The organism is Klebsiella terrigena, assembly GCF_006539725.1.
Lineage (GTDB): Bacteria > Pseudomonadota > Gammaproteobacteria > Enterobacterales > Enterobacteriaceae > Klebsiella > Klebsiella terrigena.
The window spans coordinates 15981-33206 of record NZ_BJNO01000026.1 but is presented as its reverse complement, the minus strand read 5'-3'; the positions used below and the strand labels follow the sequence as shown (position 1 = coordinate 33206).

The window sequence follows — 17226 nt, the reverse complement described above, 5'->3', positions numbered from 1 at the left end:
TTTTGTTATTACCGATTGTAATGCTGTTGTTGAAGCCACTATAACACGATGTTAATATTTGGCAATCGAGACGCTTAGACGTCTATATGCGCCGTTATGCAAAAAGCCACGCTGCGGTTTGCACAATGCCGTGTATAAATAATGAGGTCTGGCCGGCTACCGTCTGCCGCCACCGTCAATGCGGCGTAACGCCCACTCTGGAGAAACCATGATCCGCGCCATCGTGACCGATATTGAAGGTACCACCAGCGACATTCGCTTCGTACACAACATTCTGTTTCCGTACGCCCGTGAACGGTTAGCAGGCTTCGTGACCGCCCAGCAGTACGCTGAGCCGGTCAAGACGATCCTCGATAACCTGCGTCACGAAATCGCCGCCCCCGCCGCCAGCACCGCCGAGCTTATCGAGACGCTGTTTGCCTTTATGCAGGAGGATCGCAAATCCACCGCGCTGAAGGCGCTGCAGGGGATTATCTGGCGCGATGGCTACCTGAACGGCGACTTTACCGGCCATCTGTACCCCGATGTTCTGCCGGCGCTGGAAAAGTGGAAGTCGCAGGGGATTGATTTATATGTATATTCCTCAGGCTCGGTCGCCGCGCAGAAATTGTTATTTGGCTACAGCGATGAAGGTGATATTACTCATCTGTTCAGCGGCTATTTCGATACCCTGGTCGGGGCGAAGCGCGACGCGCAGTCCTACCGCAACATTGCTGAGCAGCTGGGTCATCACCCCGCCGCCATCCTGTTCCTTTCTGATATCCATCAGGAGCTGGATGCCGCCGAGGAGGCCGGTTTTCGCACCCTGCAGCTGGTACGCGGCGATCGCGACCCCGCCAGCCATCATCCGCAGATTCAGCGTTTTGACGACATTCATCCGGAGCAGATACCTGCATGAGCGCATTAACGATTTTTTCTGACCACGACGCCGGGAAGTCCATCTGGCACAGCACCGACGCCGAAGAGATTCAGCAGCAGCTAAACGCCAAAGGCGTCCGTTTTGAACGCTGGCAGGCCGACCGCGACCTGGGCGTCGCGCCTGCGCCGGAAACGGTGATTGAAGCCTACCAGCACGCGATTGATAAGCTGGTTGCCGAAAAGGGCTACCAGAGCTGGGATGTCATCAGCCTGCGCGCGGACAACCCGCAGAAAGAGGCGCTACGCGCGAAGTTTCTCAACGAACATACCCACGGCGAAGACGAGGTGCGTTTCTTCGTCGAGGGCGCCGGGCTGTTTTGCCTGCATATCGGCAATGAGGTGTTCCAGGTGCTGTGCGAGAAGAACGATTTGATCTCCGTCCCCGCCGACACGCCGCACTGGTTTGATATGGGCTCGGAACCGAACTTCACCGCCATCCGCATTTTCGATAATCCGGAAGGCTGGGTGGCGAAGTTTACCGGGGATGATATTGCCGACGCCTACCCGCGGCTGGCGTAGTCATCTTTGACCAGCCCGGCGGCCTGACGCCACCGGGCTGGCGTTCAGGACAGCGCGTCCGCGCTGATAAACGCTGGCGGATCGAAAGCGGTAATCGCCGGCAGCGCCTCGCGCCACGGCACAATCTCAACCCAGCAGCTCTGCGCGCTGCAGCCCTGACCCAGCCGCGAGCTGCCGCGATCTTCGGTCAGCACGTTCGGATTACCGTGCTTGTCCAGCGAGCCTTTCTCGTTGGGATCCAGCGGATCGTACCAGGCACCGGTCGCCATCTGCACCACCCCCTGACGGATCCCGTCGCTGAGATGCACGCCGGCCAGAATCGCTCCGCGGGCGTTATGCACTTTCACCACGCTGCCTTCGGTGACGCCCCGCGCCTGCGCATCCTGCGGATGCATCCACAGCGGCTCGCGCCCCTGAATTTTGGTTTCCCGGCTGACGCTGCCGTGATCGTACTGGCTGTGCAGACGCGTGCGCGGCTGGCTGGAGAGCAGATGCAGCGGCCAGCGGCTGGCCTCTTCCCGCTGCCAGCTCGCCTCTTCTTCGTCCCACCACGGATGGCCGGGGCACTCGCGGTAGCCGAAGTCGGCGACGGTTTGCGAGAAGAGCTCAATCTTGCCGGACGGCGTGGAGAGCGGAGCGCCCAGCGGGTCGGCGCGAAAATCGGCCAGAAAGACCTGCGGCTGCTCCGGCGCGCTGTACTCCAGCACGCCCTGCTGCCAGAAATCATCAAACGACGGCAGCTCAATGCCCTCTTCCCGGGCCCGGGGGCGCGACTCATCATAAATATGCCGCAGCCACTCCTCGACGCTTCGCCCTTCGCTGAAGCGCTCGCCGCAGCCTAAGCGGGCGGCAAGATCGCAGAAAATCGCGTAGTCGTCGCGGGCTTCGGCCACCGGCGGGATCTGCGCGCTCATGGCAATCATAAATCCGTCGTGCCCGCCGCTGCCGATATCCTCCCGCTCCAGGGAGGTGGTCACCGGCAGCACAATATCGGAAAACTTGGCCTGCGCGGTCCAATACTGCTCGTGTACCACCACCGTCTCCGGCCGTCGCCACGCTTCGCAGAGCCGGTTAAGGTCCTGGTGATGGTGAAAGGCGTTGCCTCCCGCCCAGTAGACCAGACGGATATCGGGGTAGCGCAGATGCTGGCCGTCAAACTCATACTCGCCGCCGGGATGCAGCAGCATATCCGCCAGCCGGGCCACCGGGATCACGCCGTTAACCGCATTTTTCCCCGCCGGCAGACGGGGGCCGGAAAAGGCTTTGCGCGCCGCGCCCGCCAGGTTGGTACAGGCGTAGCCGAAGCCCAATCCGCCGCCCGGGGTGCCTATCTGCCCCAGCAGCGCGGTCAGGGCAACCGTTGCCCAGTAGGCCTGCTCCCCCTGGCGGGCGCGCTGGATGGACCAGGAGATATTAACCATCGTGCGCTGGCTGGCCATCTCGCGCGCCAGGGAGATAATCTGCTGCTCGGAAATCCCCACGATTTCCGCCGCCCAGCGCGGCGTTTTTGCCACTCCGTCGCGCTCTCCCAGCAGATAGGCGCGGTAGGGAGCAAAGCCCACCGTGTGGCTGGCCACAAAGCCGCTGTCGTAGAGGGATTCGGTAATCAGGACGTAGCACAGCGCCAACAGCAGCGCGGTGTCGGTTCCCGGACGCACCGCCAGCCACTGCGCCGAGCTCACGGCGCTCAGATCGTTACTGACCGGGCTGATATTAACGAAGCGCGTGCCGTTGGCCTGCATCTTCTCCAGCCAGTGCTTCAGCATATGATCGTTGGCGCCGCCGCCGTTAACCTGAGCGTTACGCAGCGGCAGGCCGCCAATCGCCACAAACAGCTGACACTCCCGCGCCAGCTCGGAGAAGTGCGTATGCTGGCGATGCAGCGGGCTAAGCGGCCCCAGCACGTGCGGCAAAATACGCTCCCCCGCGGCGCTGCTGTAGGTATTGGTGCTGGCGGTGTAGCCTCCGAAAGACTTGAGGAAGCGGTGCAGCTGGCTCTGGGCATGGTGGAAGCGCCCGGCGCTGGCCCAGCCGTAGGAGCCGCCGTATATGGCTTCGTTCCCGCAGCGCGTCTTCACCGAGGTCAGCTCACGGGCCAGCAGATCGAGCGCGACCTCCCAGCTCACCTCGACAAAGGGCTCTTTGCCACGACCTTCTCGCGACGCGGGGCCATTTTTGAGATAGCCGGCCCGCACCGCCGGACGACGAATGCGCGTATTGCCGGTGACCGCGTCGGTGAGGGACTGGCCAATCCGCGAGGGATTTTTATCCCAGGCGACCGGCACGACGGCGTCAATGGCGCCATCGCGGGTTTGTACCTGCCAGGTCCCCCAGTGCATCACCGCCAGATTATGTTGTTTATTCATGTTGCCCGTTTTGTTGTCACCCGATCAAGACCGCTATAATAAGTCGGGAGCTGGCTGAAGATAAAATGCCGGCAGCGCTATAATATCCTGCCACTCAGGCCGACAGCCGTCCGCATTACGTGCCCCCTGGAATATATTCATCACATCCCACCATAAATATAGCCATAATTAAGCAGCAATTACCGTTTGCAATAAAAGTCAGCTCTTTTGCTTTATACCCACAATATAAAAATGGCTTAATTTAACCATCATGAAATATTTTCAGGTTGCATCAGGCAAAATTAAGTTTTCCTGCACTACCCCGCCGATATACCATTATTGGTATAACTTAGACATATTTTGTATTTGAGGTTGCGTGGTCGTTATTGTCATGCTACGAATCCGCAAACACCTTCATCACAGGACTATAATAAGAATGTCGCAGAGAAAAAAATTACTGCCCGCCGCCCTGGGTCTGATGACGCTCGTCTCCGTCAGCGCCTCCGCCGCAGAACCCTTGTCTCTTCAGGGGAAAACCATCGGCGTCGCCGTTGTCGGTACCCAGCATTTCTGGGATCGTGAAGCCTATAAAGGCGCCACCGAGGAAGTGGAAAAGCTGGGCGGTAAAGTCATCGGCGTTGACGGCGGTCGTGATAATCAGGTACACGCCAATAACCACGATATTTTATTATCACGTAAGGTTGATGCCGTAATTAGTATTCTCGGCGACAGCGCCGTTGAACCTAAATTTAAAGCGCTGCGCGATGCCGGCATCCCGGTATTTACCGTGGACCACGTTTCCAAATACTCCGTCAATAACACGACCTCCGACAACTACACCCTGGGTTCAACCATTGGCCGCTATATGGCCGATGAATTAGGCGGCAAAGGCAACGTTGCGGTATTTAATGCGTTCTCCAGCTCGCTGCGAATTTGCGGCATCCGCTATGACCAGTGGAAATATGTCCTTAAGGATTATCCGGATATTCATATTATTCAGCCGGAGCTGGCCGAACAGTTTGCCAACTCGCCGGAAGATGCGCGTAAGAAAACCCTCGAGCTGCTCAGCCAGTATCCGAAAGGCAAACTGGACGCTATCCACGTCGCCTGCTGGGATCAGCCGGCCATCGGGATCGTGCAGGCGCTGGAAGAGACCGGCCGCGATAAGGACGTGAAGGTCACCGCCATCGATGCCGGCCCGGAAACCCTGGAGATTATGGCCGAGCCCGGCAGCCCATTCGTCGCTAACGTCGCCCAGCAGCCGCACCTGATTGGCCAGACCTCGGCCGACAACGTCGCGCACTACTTCGCTAAGCAGGCTCTGCCGCTGCAAACCTTTATTCCGGTGGTCCCGGTGAAGGGTCCGCAGGAAGCGAAAGCGGTCTACAAACAGCTGGGATATGGCGAACTGCAGTGATTAATCAACCCTTCGGCGGGGAGCGCCCCGCCGCTGGTCTGGTCATGAGCCAGATCGGCAAAAGCTTTGCCAACGTGACTGCATTAAATGCGGTCACGCTGCTTCTAAATCCCGGTGAAATTCACGGCCTGATCGGCGAAAACGGGGCCGGGAAATCCACCCTGATCAAGATCCTTGCCGGCGTGTACCAGGCCGATAGCGGCAGCGCCACCCTCGACGGCGCGCCGATCCCGTTCGGCAACCCCGCCGCCATCGAAGCGATGGGCATCCGCGTTATCCACCAGGAACTCAACCTGATCGCCCACTTCACGGTGGCGGAGTCCGTTTTTCTCGGCCAGGAGTATCGCCACCGCTGGGGAGCGCTGGACAGAAAGCGCATGAACGCCGCCACCGAGGCCTTTTTCCGCGACAGCTGGCAGCTGAGCATTAACCCGCGGCGGCTGATTCGCGATCTCAGCCTTGCCGAACGCAAGCTGGTGCAAATCGCCCGGGCGCTGATCGACGGTGCCGCCAAGCTGGTGGTGTTTGACGAGCCTACCGCGCCGCTGGAAGCGCAGGAGGCCAGCCTGGTCTCCTCGGCAATCCTGCGCCTGCGCGAGCAGGGGATCGCCATTCTCTATATTTCCCACTATCTGAACGAAATCGCCGCCCTCTGCGATCGCGGAACCGTGCTGCGCAACGGCGAGGTGGTGGGCTACCCTGACCGCTCGCTGCTGCAGGATACCGATGCGCTGATCAAAATGATGGTCGGCCGGGAAATCGAGCAGCTCTATACCCCGCGCCAGTCCGCGCCGCCTCAAGCCGACGCCAGCGCCCCGCTGCTGTCGGTGCGCGCGCTCGGCGACGGCCATCAGCTGCGCGATATTACCTTTGATATTCAGCCCGGCGAAATCGTCGGTATCGCCGGGCTGCTGGGTGCCGGGCGCGACGTGCTGGTTGACCTTCTCTACGGTCTCAAGCGCGTAGACAGCGGCGTCATTAGCATCGACGGCCAGCCGCGTCGCATCCGCACGCCGAAGCAGGCAATTCGCGCCGGCATGGCGCTGGTGCCCCGCGACCGCCGCCATCAGGGGCTGATCCTCCCCTTCTCCACCGCCGACAACATTAACCTGGCCTCCCTGTCGGATACCGCCACCTTCGGCTGGGAGCACCGGGGCCGGGCGCTGGAGAAAGCCCGCAGCTGGATTGAGCAGCTCTCTATTCGCCCCGGCCGCCCGGAGCTGCCGGTGCGCTTGATGAGCGGCGGCAACCAGCAAAAGGCGATTCTGGCCCGCTGGCTGGGCACCGATGCGCGGCTCTTTATTCTCGATGAACCGACCCTCGGGGTCGATATCGGCGCCCGCAGCGATATCTATCAGCGTACCCGCCAGCTGGCGGATCGCGGACGCGCGGTGCTGGTCTCCTCCAGCGATGCGCCGGAGCTGCTGGGATTATGCGATCGGATCCTCGTGATGTGGCGCGGCGAGCTGGTGGCGAATCTCGCCACCCAGGGGCTGACGCTCGACGCCCTGCTGGCAACGATTAACGGTGGACAGGAACAACAGCTATGAGTACGAGTATCCAGCGCCGCGGCCTGCCGGGCATGACGACGCTTATTGAAAAATTTCCGCTGATCCTCTTCTTTGCCCTGCTGGTCTGGCTCAGCCTCCAGTCGCCCTTCTTTTTAAGCTGGCAGAATATCAGCATGATGCTGGTGCAGAGCGTGCCGCTGGCCATTCTCTGCTTCGGACTGGTTTGCGTGATTGCCGTCGGCGGCGATGACGTGGTCACCGGCGGGATCGACCTCTCGCTGCCCGCCATCGCGGTGCTCGGGGTCGCGCTTCTGAGCCTCGGCATGGTGGAGTGGCAGATCTCCTATCTGTGGCTCCTCCTCCTGCCGTTGGCGGTGTGCCTCGCCTGCGGGGCGATCAACGCCGGGCTGGTGCTGGTCGCCGGGCTGCCGCCGCTGCTGGCAACGCTCTCGACCTCCGTCGCCTTTACCGGCCTGACCGATTTGCTCACCGGCCAGCGGCGCATTGCGGTCAGCGATCCGCTGATGGTGGCGTTTCGCGACCAGACGCTGCTCGGCATTCCCTGGCCGCTGATCTACCTGCTGGCGGTATTCGCCCTGTTCCAGCTGCTGGTGCACCACTCGCGCTTCGGCCAGCATCTGCAGGCGGTCGGCGGGAACCGCGATATGGCGCAAATGAGCGGGCTTAACGTGCGCCGGCTGACGGTTTACGTCTGGCTGCTGGCCGGCATCGCCGCCGGTCTGGCGATCCTGCCGCTCTTAAGCCAGGGCTCGGGCAGCTCCAGCGGCACCGCCACGCCGCTGCTGCTGGAGACCGTGCTGGCAACCTTTATCGGCGCCGCCTTCTCGCGCCGGCGCGTCGTCACCATCTGGGGCGCGCTGCTTGGCGCGGTGCTGGTCAACGCTCTCTCCAACGGCCTCGGGCTGCTGGGGGTCAATATTTTCTGGATGGGCGCCATCAAAGGCACCCTGATCCTTATCGTACTGGCGGCGTCTGCGGTCAGGCATCAGGGAGGCAATCAATGAGCCAGCTGACGCTCAAATCCTCATCGCCGGGCCAGAGCGCCGGCGGCCCGCTGGCCTATCTGTCGCGGGCCGGCTTCGGCGTTATCACCCTGCTGGCCATCGCCCTGTTCGGCTGGGCCAACCCGGTATTTCTGACCGTTGATAACTGGGCCAACCTGCTGCAGGGCAGCGCGATCCTGCTGATTGTGGCGATGGCGATGACCCTTATCGTCAGCGCCGGGGCCATCGATCTCTCGGTGGGCGTCGCACTCGACTTTGGCGCCGCCTTTGCGCTGGTGGCCCTGAAAACCTGGCACCTTCCGTGGCAGGCCGCGGTGGGCTACGCCCTGCTCGGCGGGACCCTCATCGGTCTGCTGAACGCCTTTCTGATCCTGATTTGCCAGATCCGCCCGTTCCTTGCCACGCTCGGGACCTGGTTTATCGCCAGCAGCGTCGAGCGGATCTACACCGACGGCGGCGGCTCGATCTCCTATCGCCGGATGGCGCCGGAGTACCACGATCTCGCGGTAGGCAATATCGCCGGCATTCCGACGCCGGTGGTTATCGTGCTGGCGCTGTGGCTGGTGGCGTGGCTGATTACCGAGCGCACGCTGTTCGGCAAGTACGTTCGCGCCATTGGCCAGAACGGGGAAGCGGCGCGGATCGCCGGGATCCGCGATCGGCTGACCATGCTGTGGGTGCTGGTGGCGGCCTCCGCCATGTGCGCCATCGGCGGCGTGATCCTCTCCGCTAACCTGCGGCAGTTTACGCCGCTGGCCGGCCAGTCCTATCTGATGGATGCGATTGCCGCCGTCTTTATCGGCACCGCCTTTAACCGCCAGGGCCGGGCCAGCATTGCCGGTACCCTCGGCGGGGTGCTGTTCCTCGCGATTATTGATAACGGCCTGAACCTGATGGGTCTTAACTACCTGGTCAAAGACGCGCTGGTGGGCGTTATTCTGGTGGTCGCGCTGGCCCTCTCTTTCTGGCAGGCGCGTCTGCGTCAGCAGCATCGTTAACGGAGTATCTATGGCAGCCTTTGACGCCGTTTTTGTCGGCCTGACGATCCTTGATATCGCCGGCCGTCCGGTTCTCGACATCCCGCCCCGCGGCGGGGTGGCCTTTATCGAACAAATTCGCCTTAACCCGGCGGGCACCGCTGCGGGGGCGAATATCAACGCCGCGAAGCTCGGCGTTCGCACCGCCGCCGTCGCCTGCCTTGGCCACGATGAAAAGGCCGATTTTATTCTCGCCAGCTACGCGCGCCTGGGGATCGACTGCTCGCTGATTCAGCGCACGACGCAAAAGGAAACCTCGGCAACCATCCTGCCCATCCGCCCGAACGGCGAGCGGCCCGCGCTGCACTGTCGCGGCGCCTCCGACGCCCTGTTCGTCGACGAAGAGGCGTTTGCCTCGATTCTCGACTGCCGCTTCCTGCATCACGGCGGCACCGGGCTGCTGGCGGCAATGGACCAGGGTCAGAGCGCGCGGCTGCTGGCGGCCGCTAAAGCGCGCGGCGTCACCACCAGCTTCGACCTGATCGCCCCCGATGAGCGAACCCTGGATCTGCTGCGCCCGCTGCTGCCGTCGGTAGACTACTTTATGCCCTCGCTGGAGGAGGCCGCCTATCTCTCGGGACGCACCGAGCCCGCCGAAATCGCCCGCTTCTTCTTCGACCTTGGCGTCGGGACCTGCATTTTGAAAGACGGCGCCAACGGCTCCTGGCTGCTGACCCGCGAGGGTCGCATCGAACATATCGCCCCGTGGCGCGTTGAGGCGGTGGACACCACCGGCTGCGGCGACGGCTACTGCGGCGGCTTTATTGCCGCGCTGGCCCGAGGGCTGAATGAAAAAGAGGCCTGCGAAGTGGCGTCAGCGGTGGCGGCGCTGGTGGCCACCGGCCTGGGATCGGATGCGGGCGTGGTCGACTGGGACCACACCCTGGCGTTTATGGCCGCTAATCGGGCCGAATAGCCTGCGGCCCCGCGCTTAGCGCCACTGATACAGCAGCGGCTCACCGGCCGCATAGCGCTGGAGATCGGCGGCAATCATCGCCGTGTGCTTGCTGATGCTTTCGCGGGTGGCGCCGGCAATATGCGGCGTGATAATCACGTTATCAAACTCGGTGACAAACGGGTGATCGCGCCACAGCGGTTCGCGATGATAGACGTCCAGCCCCGCGCCGCCCAGCGGCCCGTGGCGCAGAGCGTGAATAAGCGCCTCCTCGTCAACCACCGCCGCTCGGGAAGTATTAATCAGCAGCGCGCCGGGCTTCATGCTGTTCAGCAGCGGCGCGTTCACCAGCCCGTCGCTGCCGGCGCCGCTGCTCAGGTGCAGGCTGACGATATCAGACTCGCGGAACAGCGCTTCGAGAGTGGTTTTCTGCAGCCCCGGCTCGTTAATATCCTCGGCCGCCACAAACGGGTCCACCACCAGCACCGCCATGCCGAAGGCGCGGGCGATACGCGCCACCCGGCGACCAATATTGCCGTAGCCAATTAGCCCCAGCGTTTTATTGCGCAGCTCGCTGCCCTTAAACACCTCGTAGGGGCTCTGCGGGCTGACGTCCCACACCACGTCGCGGCGCAGCCCGGCCTGCGTCACCGCCGCCGCGTTGTCGGCGTGGGTAAATTCGCCGCGCTTCAGCGCCGCGTGCGCCTGCGGGATATGCCGCGCCAGGCTCAGCATCAGCCCAAGCGTCAGCTCCGCCGCGGCGTCGGCGTTGCGGCCCGGCGTATAGAGCACGCGGATGTCGCGCGCCGCGGCGGCTTTAACGTCGATATTCACCGGATTGGCGCGGGTACAGGCAATCACCTTCAGACGCGGACAGGCGGCAATCACCTCTTCCGTGACGTCGTCGTAGCTGGTCACCAGCACGTCGGCATCGTGGGCCAGGTCGATCAGCTGGCCGGCGCTAAGCTTCGGCTTGCCCAGCGCCCATCCCTCAACCCGCAGCTCGCCCAGCTGCTGAAACGCCGTAAGATCGCCGGAGTGTTCGGCGGTAAAAACAATTTTCATTGGTCTGATTCCTGAGAAATACGTTGAAGCGCCTCCTGCCTGGCCTGCCAGACGGGCAGCATCTGTTCGCGCAGCAGACGATAGACCGGATAGAGCGCGGCGTAGCGGGCGTGCGCCCGTGGATGTGGCTGATAGCGCGTCTGCTCCAGCTGCGGGTAGTGCGCAAGCCCGTCAACGCTGCGGGCTGCCAGAATCGCCGCCCCGCGGGCGCTGAGTTCGTTAAAGGTGCTGGAGACCACCGTTCTGCCGCTGCAGTCGGCAATAATCTGTAGCCAGGTCGCGGAGGCCGCGCCACCGCCGGTCAGGTAGAGTTCTCCGCCCTGCGGATAGCCCTGCAGCGAATCGACGATGGCGTAGGCCAGCCCCTCAAAGACCGCCCGCTGCAGCTCGGCGCGGGTGGTGTGCTGGCCGATGCCAAAGTAGCCGGCCCGCGCGTCCGGGCTATAAAACGGCGCGCGCTCGCCGTTCAGATAGGGCTGCCAGAACACGCCCCCGCTGCCCGGCTCGACGTCGGCAATCGCCTGCTCAAGCTGCTGGAGATCCGGGTTCAGGGAGATATGCTGCTGCAGCCAGTCAATATTCGGCGTCCCGGCCTGCATCGGGAAGAGGTTAATAAAGCTCCCCGCTTCGGTATGGGTGACGTAGCGCGTCGCCTCGTTCACCGTCTGGCGACCGTGGCACACAACGCCGGTGCAGCAGGTGGTGCCGAGGATGGTATAGATATCGCCGTCGTTCACCGCGCCGCAGCCGAGCGCCGCGCTGCACACGTCGAGCGCGCCGGCGGCTACCGGCGTGCCGGCCGCCAGTCCGGTCAGTGCCGCCACCTCGTCGCGCAGGGTGCCGGCCTGCGCATCCGGCGCCAGCAGCGGCGGGAACAGATGCTGCAGATCGGCAAGCCCCATTTCATTCAGCACTACCGCCGAGAGCTCCCCGCTCTGCTGATTGAGCAGCGAGGTGCTGGCATCGGTGATATCCAGCGCCGCGACGCCGGTCAGGCGAAAGCGGATCCAGTCTTTGGCAAAAAACAGATAGCGCGCCGCCGCCAGCCGCTCCGGCTGATAGTGTCGCAGCCAGCATAGCTGCATGCTGGTATTGCACGGCTGCAGGTGGGTGCCGGTCTCGGCAAAGAAGCGGCGATCGAAGTCCGGACGGCGCAGCAGAACGCTCATCAACTCCCGGCTGCGGGTATCGCTCCAGAGGATCCCCGGTCCTACCGGCTCGCCTTCGGCATCGCTTAGCCACACCCCTTCGCCCTGTCCGGCAAGGCCAATGGCCCTTAAGCGCCCGCCCTGCAGCTCCGGGCATTGCGCAATCTGGCGCAAAATAGCGATCACCGACTGCCACAGCTGCGCCATATCCTGCTCGGCGTAGCCGTTAGCCGACAGACGCGGCCCGGTACTCTCCGCCGCGCTGGCCCGCGCCTGAAAATGTTCGTCAAACAGCACCGCCTTGACCCGCGAGGTGCCGATATCGATACCCAGATAAAAATCCATGCCTGACCCGATCGCCCGTTGAATATTAGTCGCGCTCGTAGCGGCGACGCATCAGCTCGCACTCGAACAGGAATTCCAGACCTTCCAGCTGACGACGCGCCTCGTTGATATCTTTTCCCCAGCAGGTCAGGCCGTGGCCGCGCAGCAGGAAGCCGTAGCGCAGCGGATGGGTCTGCGCATAATCTTCGATGCGCGCCGCCAGGGCGTCGATATCCTGGTCGTTATCAAAAATCGCCACCGGGACGGTGTCGAGATGGCTGTGCTGGCCGGTGAGCGTTTTCTGCATTTCGTAGCCCTGCAGCGCCAGCGTCCCGCTCTTCTCGATGCGCGACAGCACCGTCGCGTTGACGGTATGGACGTGCAGCACGACGTTAGCCTCAGGGAACAGACGATAGACCAGGGTATGCAGCCCGGTTTCCGCCGAGGGCTTGCGCCCGGAAGGCGCGGTATTGCTGGCAATATCCACCTGCAGAAAATCTTCGCTGGTCAGGCTGCCCTTATCGCGTCCCGACTCGCTGAGCCAGCACCAGGTCTCATCCTGGCGCACGGACATATTGCCGCCGGTCGCCGGCGCCCAGCCCTTCGCACCGATCCAATGACAGGTGGTGACCAGTTGCGCGAGTCTTTCTTGCCACATAGCAGTTCCTTAGTTTAGCGATGGTATTTGGAGAACCTTACGCTCGGAGGATGCTGCGGCAGGCAGCGGCGTCGCTGCGCTGAGGCACAACGGTCAGCAGGATAACCCGAGATAAGGTTCTTTAGCCGTCTAAATGGCTATTTACCCGATACTAACACCGCCTGCCCGGCTGAACAATATTTCAGGAATGGCTTACATTAAGAATGGTTATATCAGAAAAGAATATGAAATTGCCGTTTTTAACAGTGATACAACTGAGCGTTTTCATAACGCCAATATTACCCGCTACGGGCCGCTAAAAAGACGGGGGATCGTTCTGCACGCGGCGGGGGGAAATTTCGTCAGCGGCGCTGGCGACCGCCCGCGCCGAGCAGCGCCGTACGATCTGCCCCACGCTGGTGCAAAACTTTGCACCCTGCACACCCTTCTGGCAAAACCGCGCCGTTTAACGGCTTTTTATGTGCACACTGCCCACTCCGCTATGTTCCTGCTGCCACGCTTTTTTTGGCACACCTCTTGCTACCCCTCTGGCATCGCTATTCGGATGACCACACAGAGGTTCCACTATGTCAAACAGCAACGATTTCCCGCTCGTCGAAGCGCCGACCTCAGGGCGCAAGGGCCTGTTTTCAATCTCCATGGTTCTGTTCAGCTTTACCTTTTTTACCGGCACCATGTTCGCGGGCGGGAAGCTCGGCGTCTCATTTTCCATCGTTAACCTGCTGTGGATTGCGGTTATCGGTAACTTTCTGCTGGCCCTCTACGCGGCGTCGCTCGGCTGGATTGCCGCCCGCAGCGGTCTGAACACCGTACTGATGGGGCGTTTTTGCTTCGGCGAGATCGGCAGCAGGCTCGCCGATTTTATTCTCGGCTTCGCCGAGCTGGGCTGGTACGCCTGGGGTACCGCCACGGTGGCAATTTCGCTGGTCAAAATCCTCGCCCTGCCGGAGGCCCTGACCGTACCGCTGATGGTGCTGTTCGGTATCCTGTTCTGCGTCACCGCGCTGGTAGGCTATAAGGGGCTGGATGCGCTCTCGCGGGTTTCGGTTCCGCTGATGTTTATCCTGCTGGTGGTCTCCATGTACCTTGCCGCCCACCACGCCGGCGGCTGGCAGGCGATGACCAAAATTGAACCGGGTGAAACCATGACCTGGTCGGCGGCCATCACCATGGTGTTTGGCACCTTCGCCAGCGGCGCAACCCAGGCGACGAACTGGACGCGGCTGGCTAACTCCAGCCGCACCGCCATCGTCGCCAGCATGGGCAGCTTCCTTATCGGCAACGGGCTGATGATTGTCGCCGGGGCCTGGTGCGCCATCGTTTATCAGCAGGCCGATATCGTCGAAGTGCTGATTTTGCAGGGGCTCTCCGTCGCCGCGGTGGTCATGCTGTGCCTCAATCTGCTGACCATTCAGGGGCCGACCATCTATAACGTTTCTGCCGCCGCCTGCCATCTGCTGCGCAGCGAACGCCGCCGGACCCTGACCGTGGTCGCCGCCGGCGTCGGCATTCTGCTGGCCATTGGCGGGATGTACGAAATGCTGATCCCCTTCCTGGTTCTGCTGGGCAGCATCATCCCGCCCATCGGCGGCGTGATCCTCGCCGACTACTGGTTCTACCGAGGCGGACGCTATCCTCTTCTGCAAACCGCGCGCCTGCCGCGCTTTAACTGGCTGGGGCTCGGCGCTTATGCCGTCGGCGCGCTGGTCGCTTACCTGTCGCCGTGGATTGCGCCGCTGGTGGGCATCTCCGTCTCCGCGCTGGTCTATATCGTCCTGACCCGCCTGAGCAAACGCCAGCCGGCGGCCGATCCGGCGGCGGAGCAGTAGCCATGAGCCTGACGGTCAGCGAAATTCTCGCGCTTGATGGACTCTCGGCGATGCGGCTGCGCGCGGGGCAGCAGGGGCTCCAGCTGGCGGTGCGCTGGTACTACGTCGCGGAAAATGAAAATATCGCCGAGTGGATCATGGGCGGAGAGCTGGTGTTTATCACCGGGATCAACCATCCCCGCAGCGAGGAGAACCTGATCCACCTGCTGATGGAGGGCAAGCAGCGCGGGATCGCCGGCATGGTGATCCTCACCGGCGACGCCTATATCCAGGCGATCCCGCCGCGACTGATTGCCCTCGCCGACGAGCTGGGCATTCCGCTGATCGAACAGCCCTATCTGCTAAAAATGGTGATCGTCACCGAGCGCATCGGCACCGCGCTGGTGCGCAGCGAAAACGCGCTGCAGTCGCAGCGCGATATTCTGCTGCAGCTCTTAACCGGCGACTATCCCGATCTGCAGATCCTGCATCAGCGCGCGCTCCACCAGCAGCTGGACTTTACCCGCCCGCTGCGGGTGGCGGCGCTGCGCCTTGAGGGCATTCAGCGCCTGTTTCGCCAGTTTCCGCCGGAGCAGGCCGAAGCCTGGCTACAGCAGGCCCGCCGCACCCTGCGCCAGCGGCTGCAGCAGCAGCTTAACCAGCAGGGCAACCCCTTTCCGCTGGTTGAGCGCAGCAATATGTTTCTCTTCCTGCTCCCGGATGAGGAAGGCGAATTTTATCAGCAGAAAAAGTGGCTGCAGCAGTGGCTGCTTGAGCTTGCGGAGGGCGACGACGGGCTGTCGCTGCTGTGCGGCCTCTCCGCACCGGTGCAGGAGCTGCAGGGCTACCCGCGGGCGCTGTCGCAGGCGCGTCAGGCGCTGGATCTCAGCGATACCCTGCGCCCGGCTCAGCGCATCAGCGACTATCAGCAGCTGGGCTTTATCAAGCTGCTCTCCGCCGTCGGCGACCCCACGCTGCTGAGCGATTTTATGCACGACACCCTCGGCTGCCTGATTGAACCCGATCGCAAAAGCCCGTGGCTGCTGATGGAGACCCTGGAAACGCTGCTCCAGGAGAACGGCAACGTGATGAGGGCCGCCGAGCGTCTGGGCATTCACCGCAACACCCTCCATCAGCGCATTCAGCGTATTGAAAAGCTGACCCGCTATCCGGTCAGCCATCCGCAGTTTCATCTCAACGCCTCGGTCGCCCTGGCTATCTGGCGTATGTCGCAAAACCATTTACGGGAACAACCATGAAAATTATCAACGCGCGCCTGCGCCACAAAGAAGCGCTCTATTCCCTTGAGCTCCGGGACGGCGTGATTAAGAGCATCGCTCCCCAAACCGCCACTCTGGCGGCTGACGCCGGCGATATCGACGCGCAGCAAAAGCTGGTTATTCCGCCGTTCGTCGAGCCGCATATCCATCTTGACGCTACCCTGACGGCGGGCGAGCCGGAGTGGAATATGAGCGGCACCCTGTTTGAGGGCATCACCCGCTGGAGCCAGCGTAAAGCGAGCGTCACCGTGGAAGATACGCGCCAGCGCGCGCTGAAAACCATCGGCATGCTGCGCGACAACGGCGTGCAGCACGTGCGCACCCACATCGACGTCACCGATCCTTCCCTGACGGCGCTGGAGGCAATGCTGGCGGTGAAAAAAGAGGCCGCCCATCTTATCGACCTGCAAATCGTCGCCTTTCCGCAGGAGGGGATCGAGTCGTTCCCCGGCGGACGCGAGCTGATGACCCGCGCCATCGAGATGGGCGCCGACGTGGTGGGCGGCATTCCGCACTACGAGAACACCCGCGACAAGGGCGTCAGCTCGCTGGTCTTCCTGATGGATCTGGCCCAGCGCCACGGCTGCCTGGTGGACGTGCACTGCGATGAGATCGATGACCCGCAGTCGCGCTTTCTGGAAGTGCTGGCGGAAGAGGCCCGGGTACGCGGCATGGGCGCGCAGGTCACCGCCAGCCACACCTGCGCGATGGGCTCCTACGATAATGCCTACTGCTCGAAGCTGTTCCGCCTGCTCAAGGCCTCGGGCATCAACTTTATCTCCTGCCCCACCGAAAGTATCCACCTGCAGGGGCGCTTCGACGGCTGGCCAAAACGCCGCGGCGTGACGCGAGTGGCGGAGCTGGACCGCGCCGGGATTAACGTCTGCTTTGCCCAGGACTCCATTCAGGACCCGTGGTACCCGCTGGGCAACGGCAACATCATGCGCATCCTCGATGCCGGGCTGCACATCTGCCACATGCTGGGGTATGAAGATTTGCAGCGCTGCCTCGATTTGATTACCGATAACAGCGCCAGGGCGCTGTGCCTCGGCGATAACTACGGCCTCGCCGAAGGCCGCCCGGCGAACCTGCTTATCCTCGATGCGGAAAATGACTATGACGCCGTGCGGCGTCAGGCCAAAGTGCTGACCTCCATCCGCCACGGCAAAATTATCCTGCAGCGCCAGCCGGAGCAGATCCGCTATCCGGCATAAGCCGCGGGTGACGCGGCGCCCATAGCGCGTCACTCCCCTGCTCGCGCAGGGATTTCTGTGGT

General features: G+C 62.4%; 14 protein-coding genes. 10 read left to right on the top strand and 4 right to left on the bottom strand.

The features are described from left to right. The first annotated feature begins 208 nt into the window (after window positions 1–208). Window positions 209–898 (top strand): acireductone synthase, encoded by a 690-nt coding sequence (gene mtnC / locus RTE01_RS22460; protein ID WP_041144558.1) that lies wholly within the window; start codon window positions 209–211, stop codon window positions 896–898. Then, entirely contained in the window at window positions 895–1437 is a 543-nt protein-coding gene (locus RTE01_RS22455; RefSeq protein WP_123551092.1) for a 1,2-dihydroxy-3-keto-5-methylthiopentene dioxygenase, read from the top strand. The genes mtnC and RTE01_RS22455 overlap by 4 nt, the downstream gene beginning before the upstream one ends. A 44-nt stretch (window positions 1438–1481) precedes the next feature. Here the strand turns inward: RTE01_RS22455 and RTE01_RS22450 are convergent, their stop codons facing one another. Next, window positions 1482–3803, bottom strand: a complete 2322-nt coding sequence (locus RTE01_RS22450; RefSeq protein ID WP_134525408.1) for a molybdopterin-dependent oxidoreductase — start codon at window positions 3801–3803, stop codon at window positions 1482–1484. A gap of 415 nt (window positions 3804–4218) precedes the next feature. Here RTE01_RS22450 and RTE01_RS22445 point away from each other — a divergent pair, with 415 nt between their 5' ends. The 5 genes from RTE01_RS22445 to RTE01_RS22425 are packed head-to-tail and all read left to right on the top strand — an operon-like array spanning window position 4219 to window position 9688. Continuing rightward, a complete protein-coding gene (locus RTE01_RS22445; RefSeq protein WP_076944913.1) occupies window positions 4219–5199 on the top strand; it encodes a sugar ABC transporter substrate-binding protein in 981 nt (326 codons plus the stop codon). A gap of 44 nt (window positions 5200–5243) precedes the next feature. After that, on the top strand, window positions 5244–6749 hold the full coding sequence (locus RTE01_RS22440) for a sugar ABC transporter ATP-binding protein (RefSeq protein ID WP_166793769.1): 1506 nt from the start codon (window positions 5244–5246) through the stop codon (window positions 6747–6749). Then, window positions 6746–7735 (top strand): ABC transporter permease, encoded by a 990-nt coding sequence (locus RTE01_RS22435; RefSeq protein WP_141335385.1) that lies wholly within the window; start codon window positions 6746–6748, stop codon window positions 7733–7735. The genes RTE01_RS22440 and RTE01_RS22435 overlap by 4 nt, the downstream gene beginning before the upstream one ends. Next, complete coding sequence (locus tag RTE01_RS22430; protein ID WP_041144552.1) at window positions 7732–8733, top strand: ABC transporter permease; 1002 nt, start codon at window positions 7732–7734, stop codon at window positions 8731–8733. Before RTE01_RS22435 ends, RTE01_RS22430 begins: the two co-directional genes overlap by 4 nt. Before the next feature lie 10 nt (window positions 8734–8743). Beyond that, the gene (locus RTE01_RS22425) at window positions 8744–9688 is read left to right on the top strand and encodes a carbohydrate kinase family protein (RefSeq protein WP_134525406.1); all 945 of its coding nucleotides are present in this window, start codon (window positions 8744–8746) and stop codon (window positions 9686–9688) included. A gap of 15 nt (window positions 9689–9703) precedes the next feature. Here the strand turns inward: RTE01_RS22425 and RTE01_RS22420 are convergent, their stop codons facing one another. From RTE01_RS22420 to RTE01_RS22410, 3 genes are read right to left on the bottom strand one after another with little or no spacing between them, the layout of a single operon-like run. Then, entirely contained in the window at window positions 9704–10732 is a 1029-nt protein-coding gene (locus tag RTE01_RS22420) for a 2-hydroxyacid dehydrogenase (protein ID WP_115193337.1), read from the bottom strand. Then, entirely contained in the window at window positions 10729–12225 is a 1497-nt protein-coding gene (locus RTE01_RS22415) for an FGGY-family carbohydrate kinase (protein WP_134525405.1), read from the bottom strand. Before RTE01_RS22415 ends, RTE01_RS22420 begins: the two co-directional genes overlap by 4 nt. Before the next feature lie 25 nt (window positions 12226–12250). Next, entirely contained in the window at window positions 12251–12862 is a 612-nt protein-coding gene (locus RTE01_RS22410; RefSeq protein ID WP_041144548.1) for a methylthioribulose 1-phosphate dehydratase, read from the bottom strand. 566 nt (window positions 12863–13428) lie between these two features. Here RTE01_RS22410 and codB point away from each other — a divergent pair. Genes codB through codA form a run of 3 tightly spaced genes read left to right on the top strand, consistent with a single transcriptional unit; the run spans window position 13429 to window position 17164 of the window. Next, window positions 13429–14691 (top strand): cytosine permease, encoded by a 1263-nt coding sequence (gene codB / locus RTE01_RS22405; protein ID WP_115193339.1) that lies wholly within the window; start codon window positions 13429–13431, stop codon window positions 14689–14691. 2 nt (window positions 14692–14693) lie between these two features. Continuing rightward, window positions 14694–15929 carry a PucR family transcriptional regulator gene (locus tag RTE01_RS22400; protein WP_134525404.1) on the top strand — a complete coding sequence of 412 codons (1236 nt, stop codon included), beginning with the start codon at window positions 14694–14696 and terminating at the stop codon, window positions 15927–15929. Beyond that, the gene (gene codA, locus RTE01_RS22395; RefSeq protein WP_134525403.1) at window positions 15926–17164 is read left to right on the top strand and encodes a cytosine deaminase; all 1239 of its coding nucleotides are present in this window, start codon (window positions 15926–15928) and stop codon (window positions 17162–17164) included. The genes RTE01_RS22400 and codA overlap by 4 nt, the downstream gene beginning before the upstream one ends. Window positions 17165–17226: the final 62 nt, after the last annotated feature.

Bases quoted from the DNA above. Each gene is read 5' to 3' on its own strand.
- mtnC (WP_041144558.1), top strand. From the start codon at position 209: ATGATCCGCGCCATCGTGACCGATATTGAAGGTACCACCAGCGACATT.
- RTE01_RS22455 (WP_123551092.1), top strand. From the start codon at position 895: ATGAGCGCATTAACGATTTTTTCTGACCACGACGCCGGGAAGTCCATC.
- RTE01_RS22450 (WP_134525408.1), bottom strand. From the start codon at position 3,803: ATGAATAAACAACATAATCTGGCGGTGATGCACTGGGGGACCTGGCAG.
- RTE01_RS22445 (WP_076944913.1), top strand. From the start codon at position 4,219: ATGTCGCAGAGAAAAAAATTACTGCCCGCCGCCCTGGGTCTGATGACG.
- RTE01_RS22440 (WP_166793769.1), top strand. From the start codon at position 5,244: ATGAGCCAGATCGGCAAAAGCTTTGCCAACGTGACTGCATTAAATGCG.
- RTE01_RS22435 (WP_141335385.1), top strand. From the start codon at position 6,746: ATGAGTACGAGTATCCAGCGCCGCGGCCTGCCGGGCATGACGACGCTT.
- RTE01_RS22430 (WP_041144552.1), top strand. From the start codon at position 7,732: ATGAGCCAGCTGACGCTCAAATCCTCATCGCCGGGCCAGAGCGCCGGC.
- RTE01_RS22425 (WP_134525406.1), top strand. From the start codon at position 8,744: ATGGCAGCCTTTGACGCCGTTTTTGTCGGCCTGACGATCCTTGATATC.
- RTE01_RS22420 (WP_115193337.1), bottom strand. From the start codon at position 10,732: ATGAAAATTGTTTTTACCGCCGAACACTCCGGCGATCTTACGGCGTTT.
- RTE01_RS22415 (WP_134525405.1), bottom strand. From the start codon at position 12,225: ATGGATTTTTATCTGGGTATCGATATCGGCACCTCGCGGGTCAAGGCG.
- RTE01_RS22410 (WP_041144548.1), bottom strand. From the start codon at position 12,862: ATGTGGCAAGAAAGACTCGCGCAACTGGTCACCACCTGTCATTGGATC.
- codB (WP_115193339.1), top strand. From the start codon at position 13,429: ATGTCAAACAGCAACGATTTCCCGCTCGTCGAAGCGCCGACCTCAGGG.
- RTE01_RS22400 (WP_134525404.1), top strand. From the start codon at position 14,694: ATGAGCCTGACGGTCAGCGAAATTCTCGCGCTTGATGGACTCTCGGCG.
- codA (WP_134525403.1), top strand. From the start codon at position 15,926: ATGAAAATTATCAACGCGCGCCTGCGCCACAAAGAAGCGCTCTATTCC.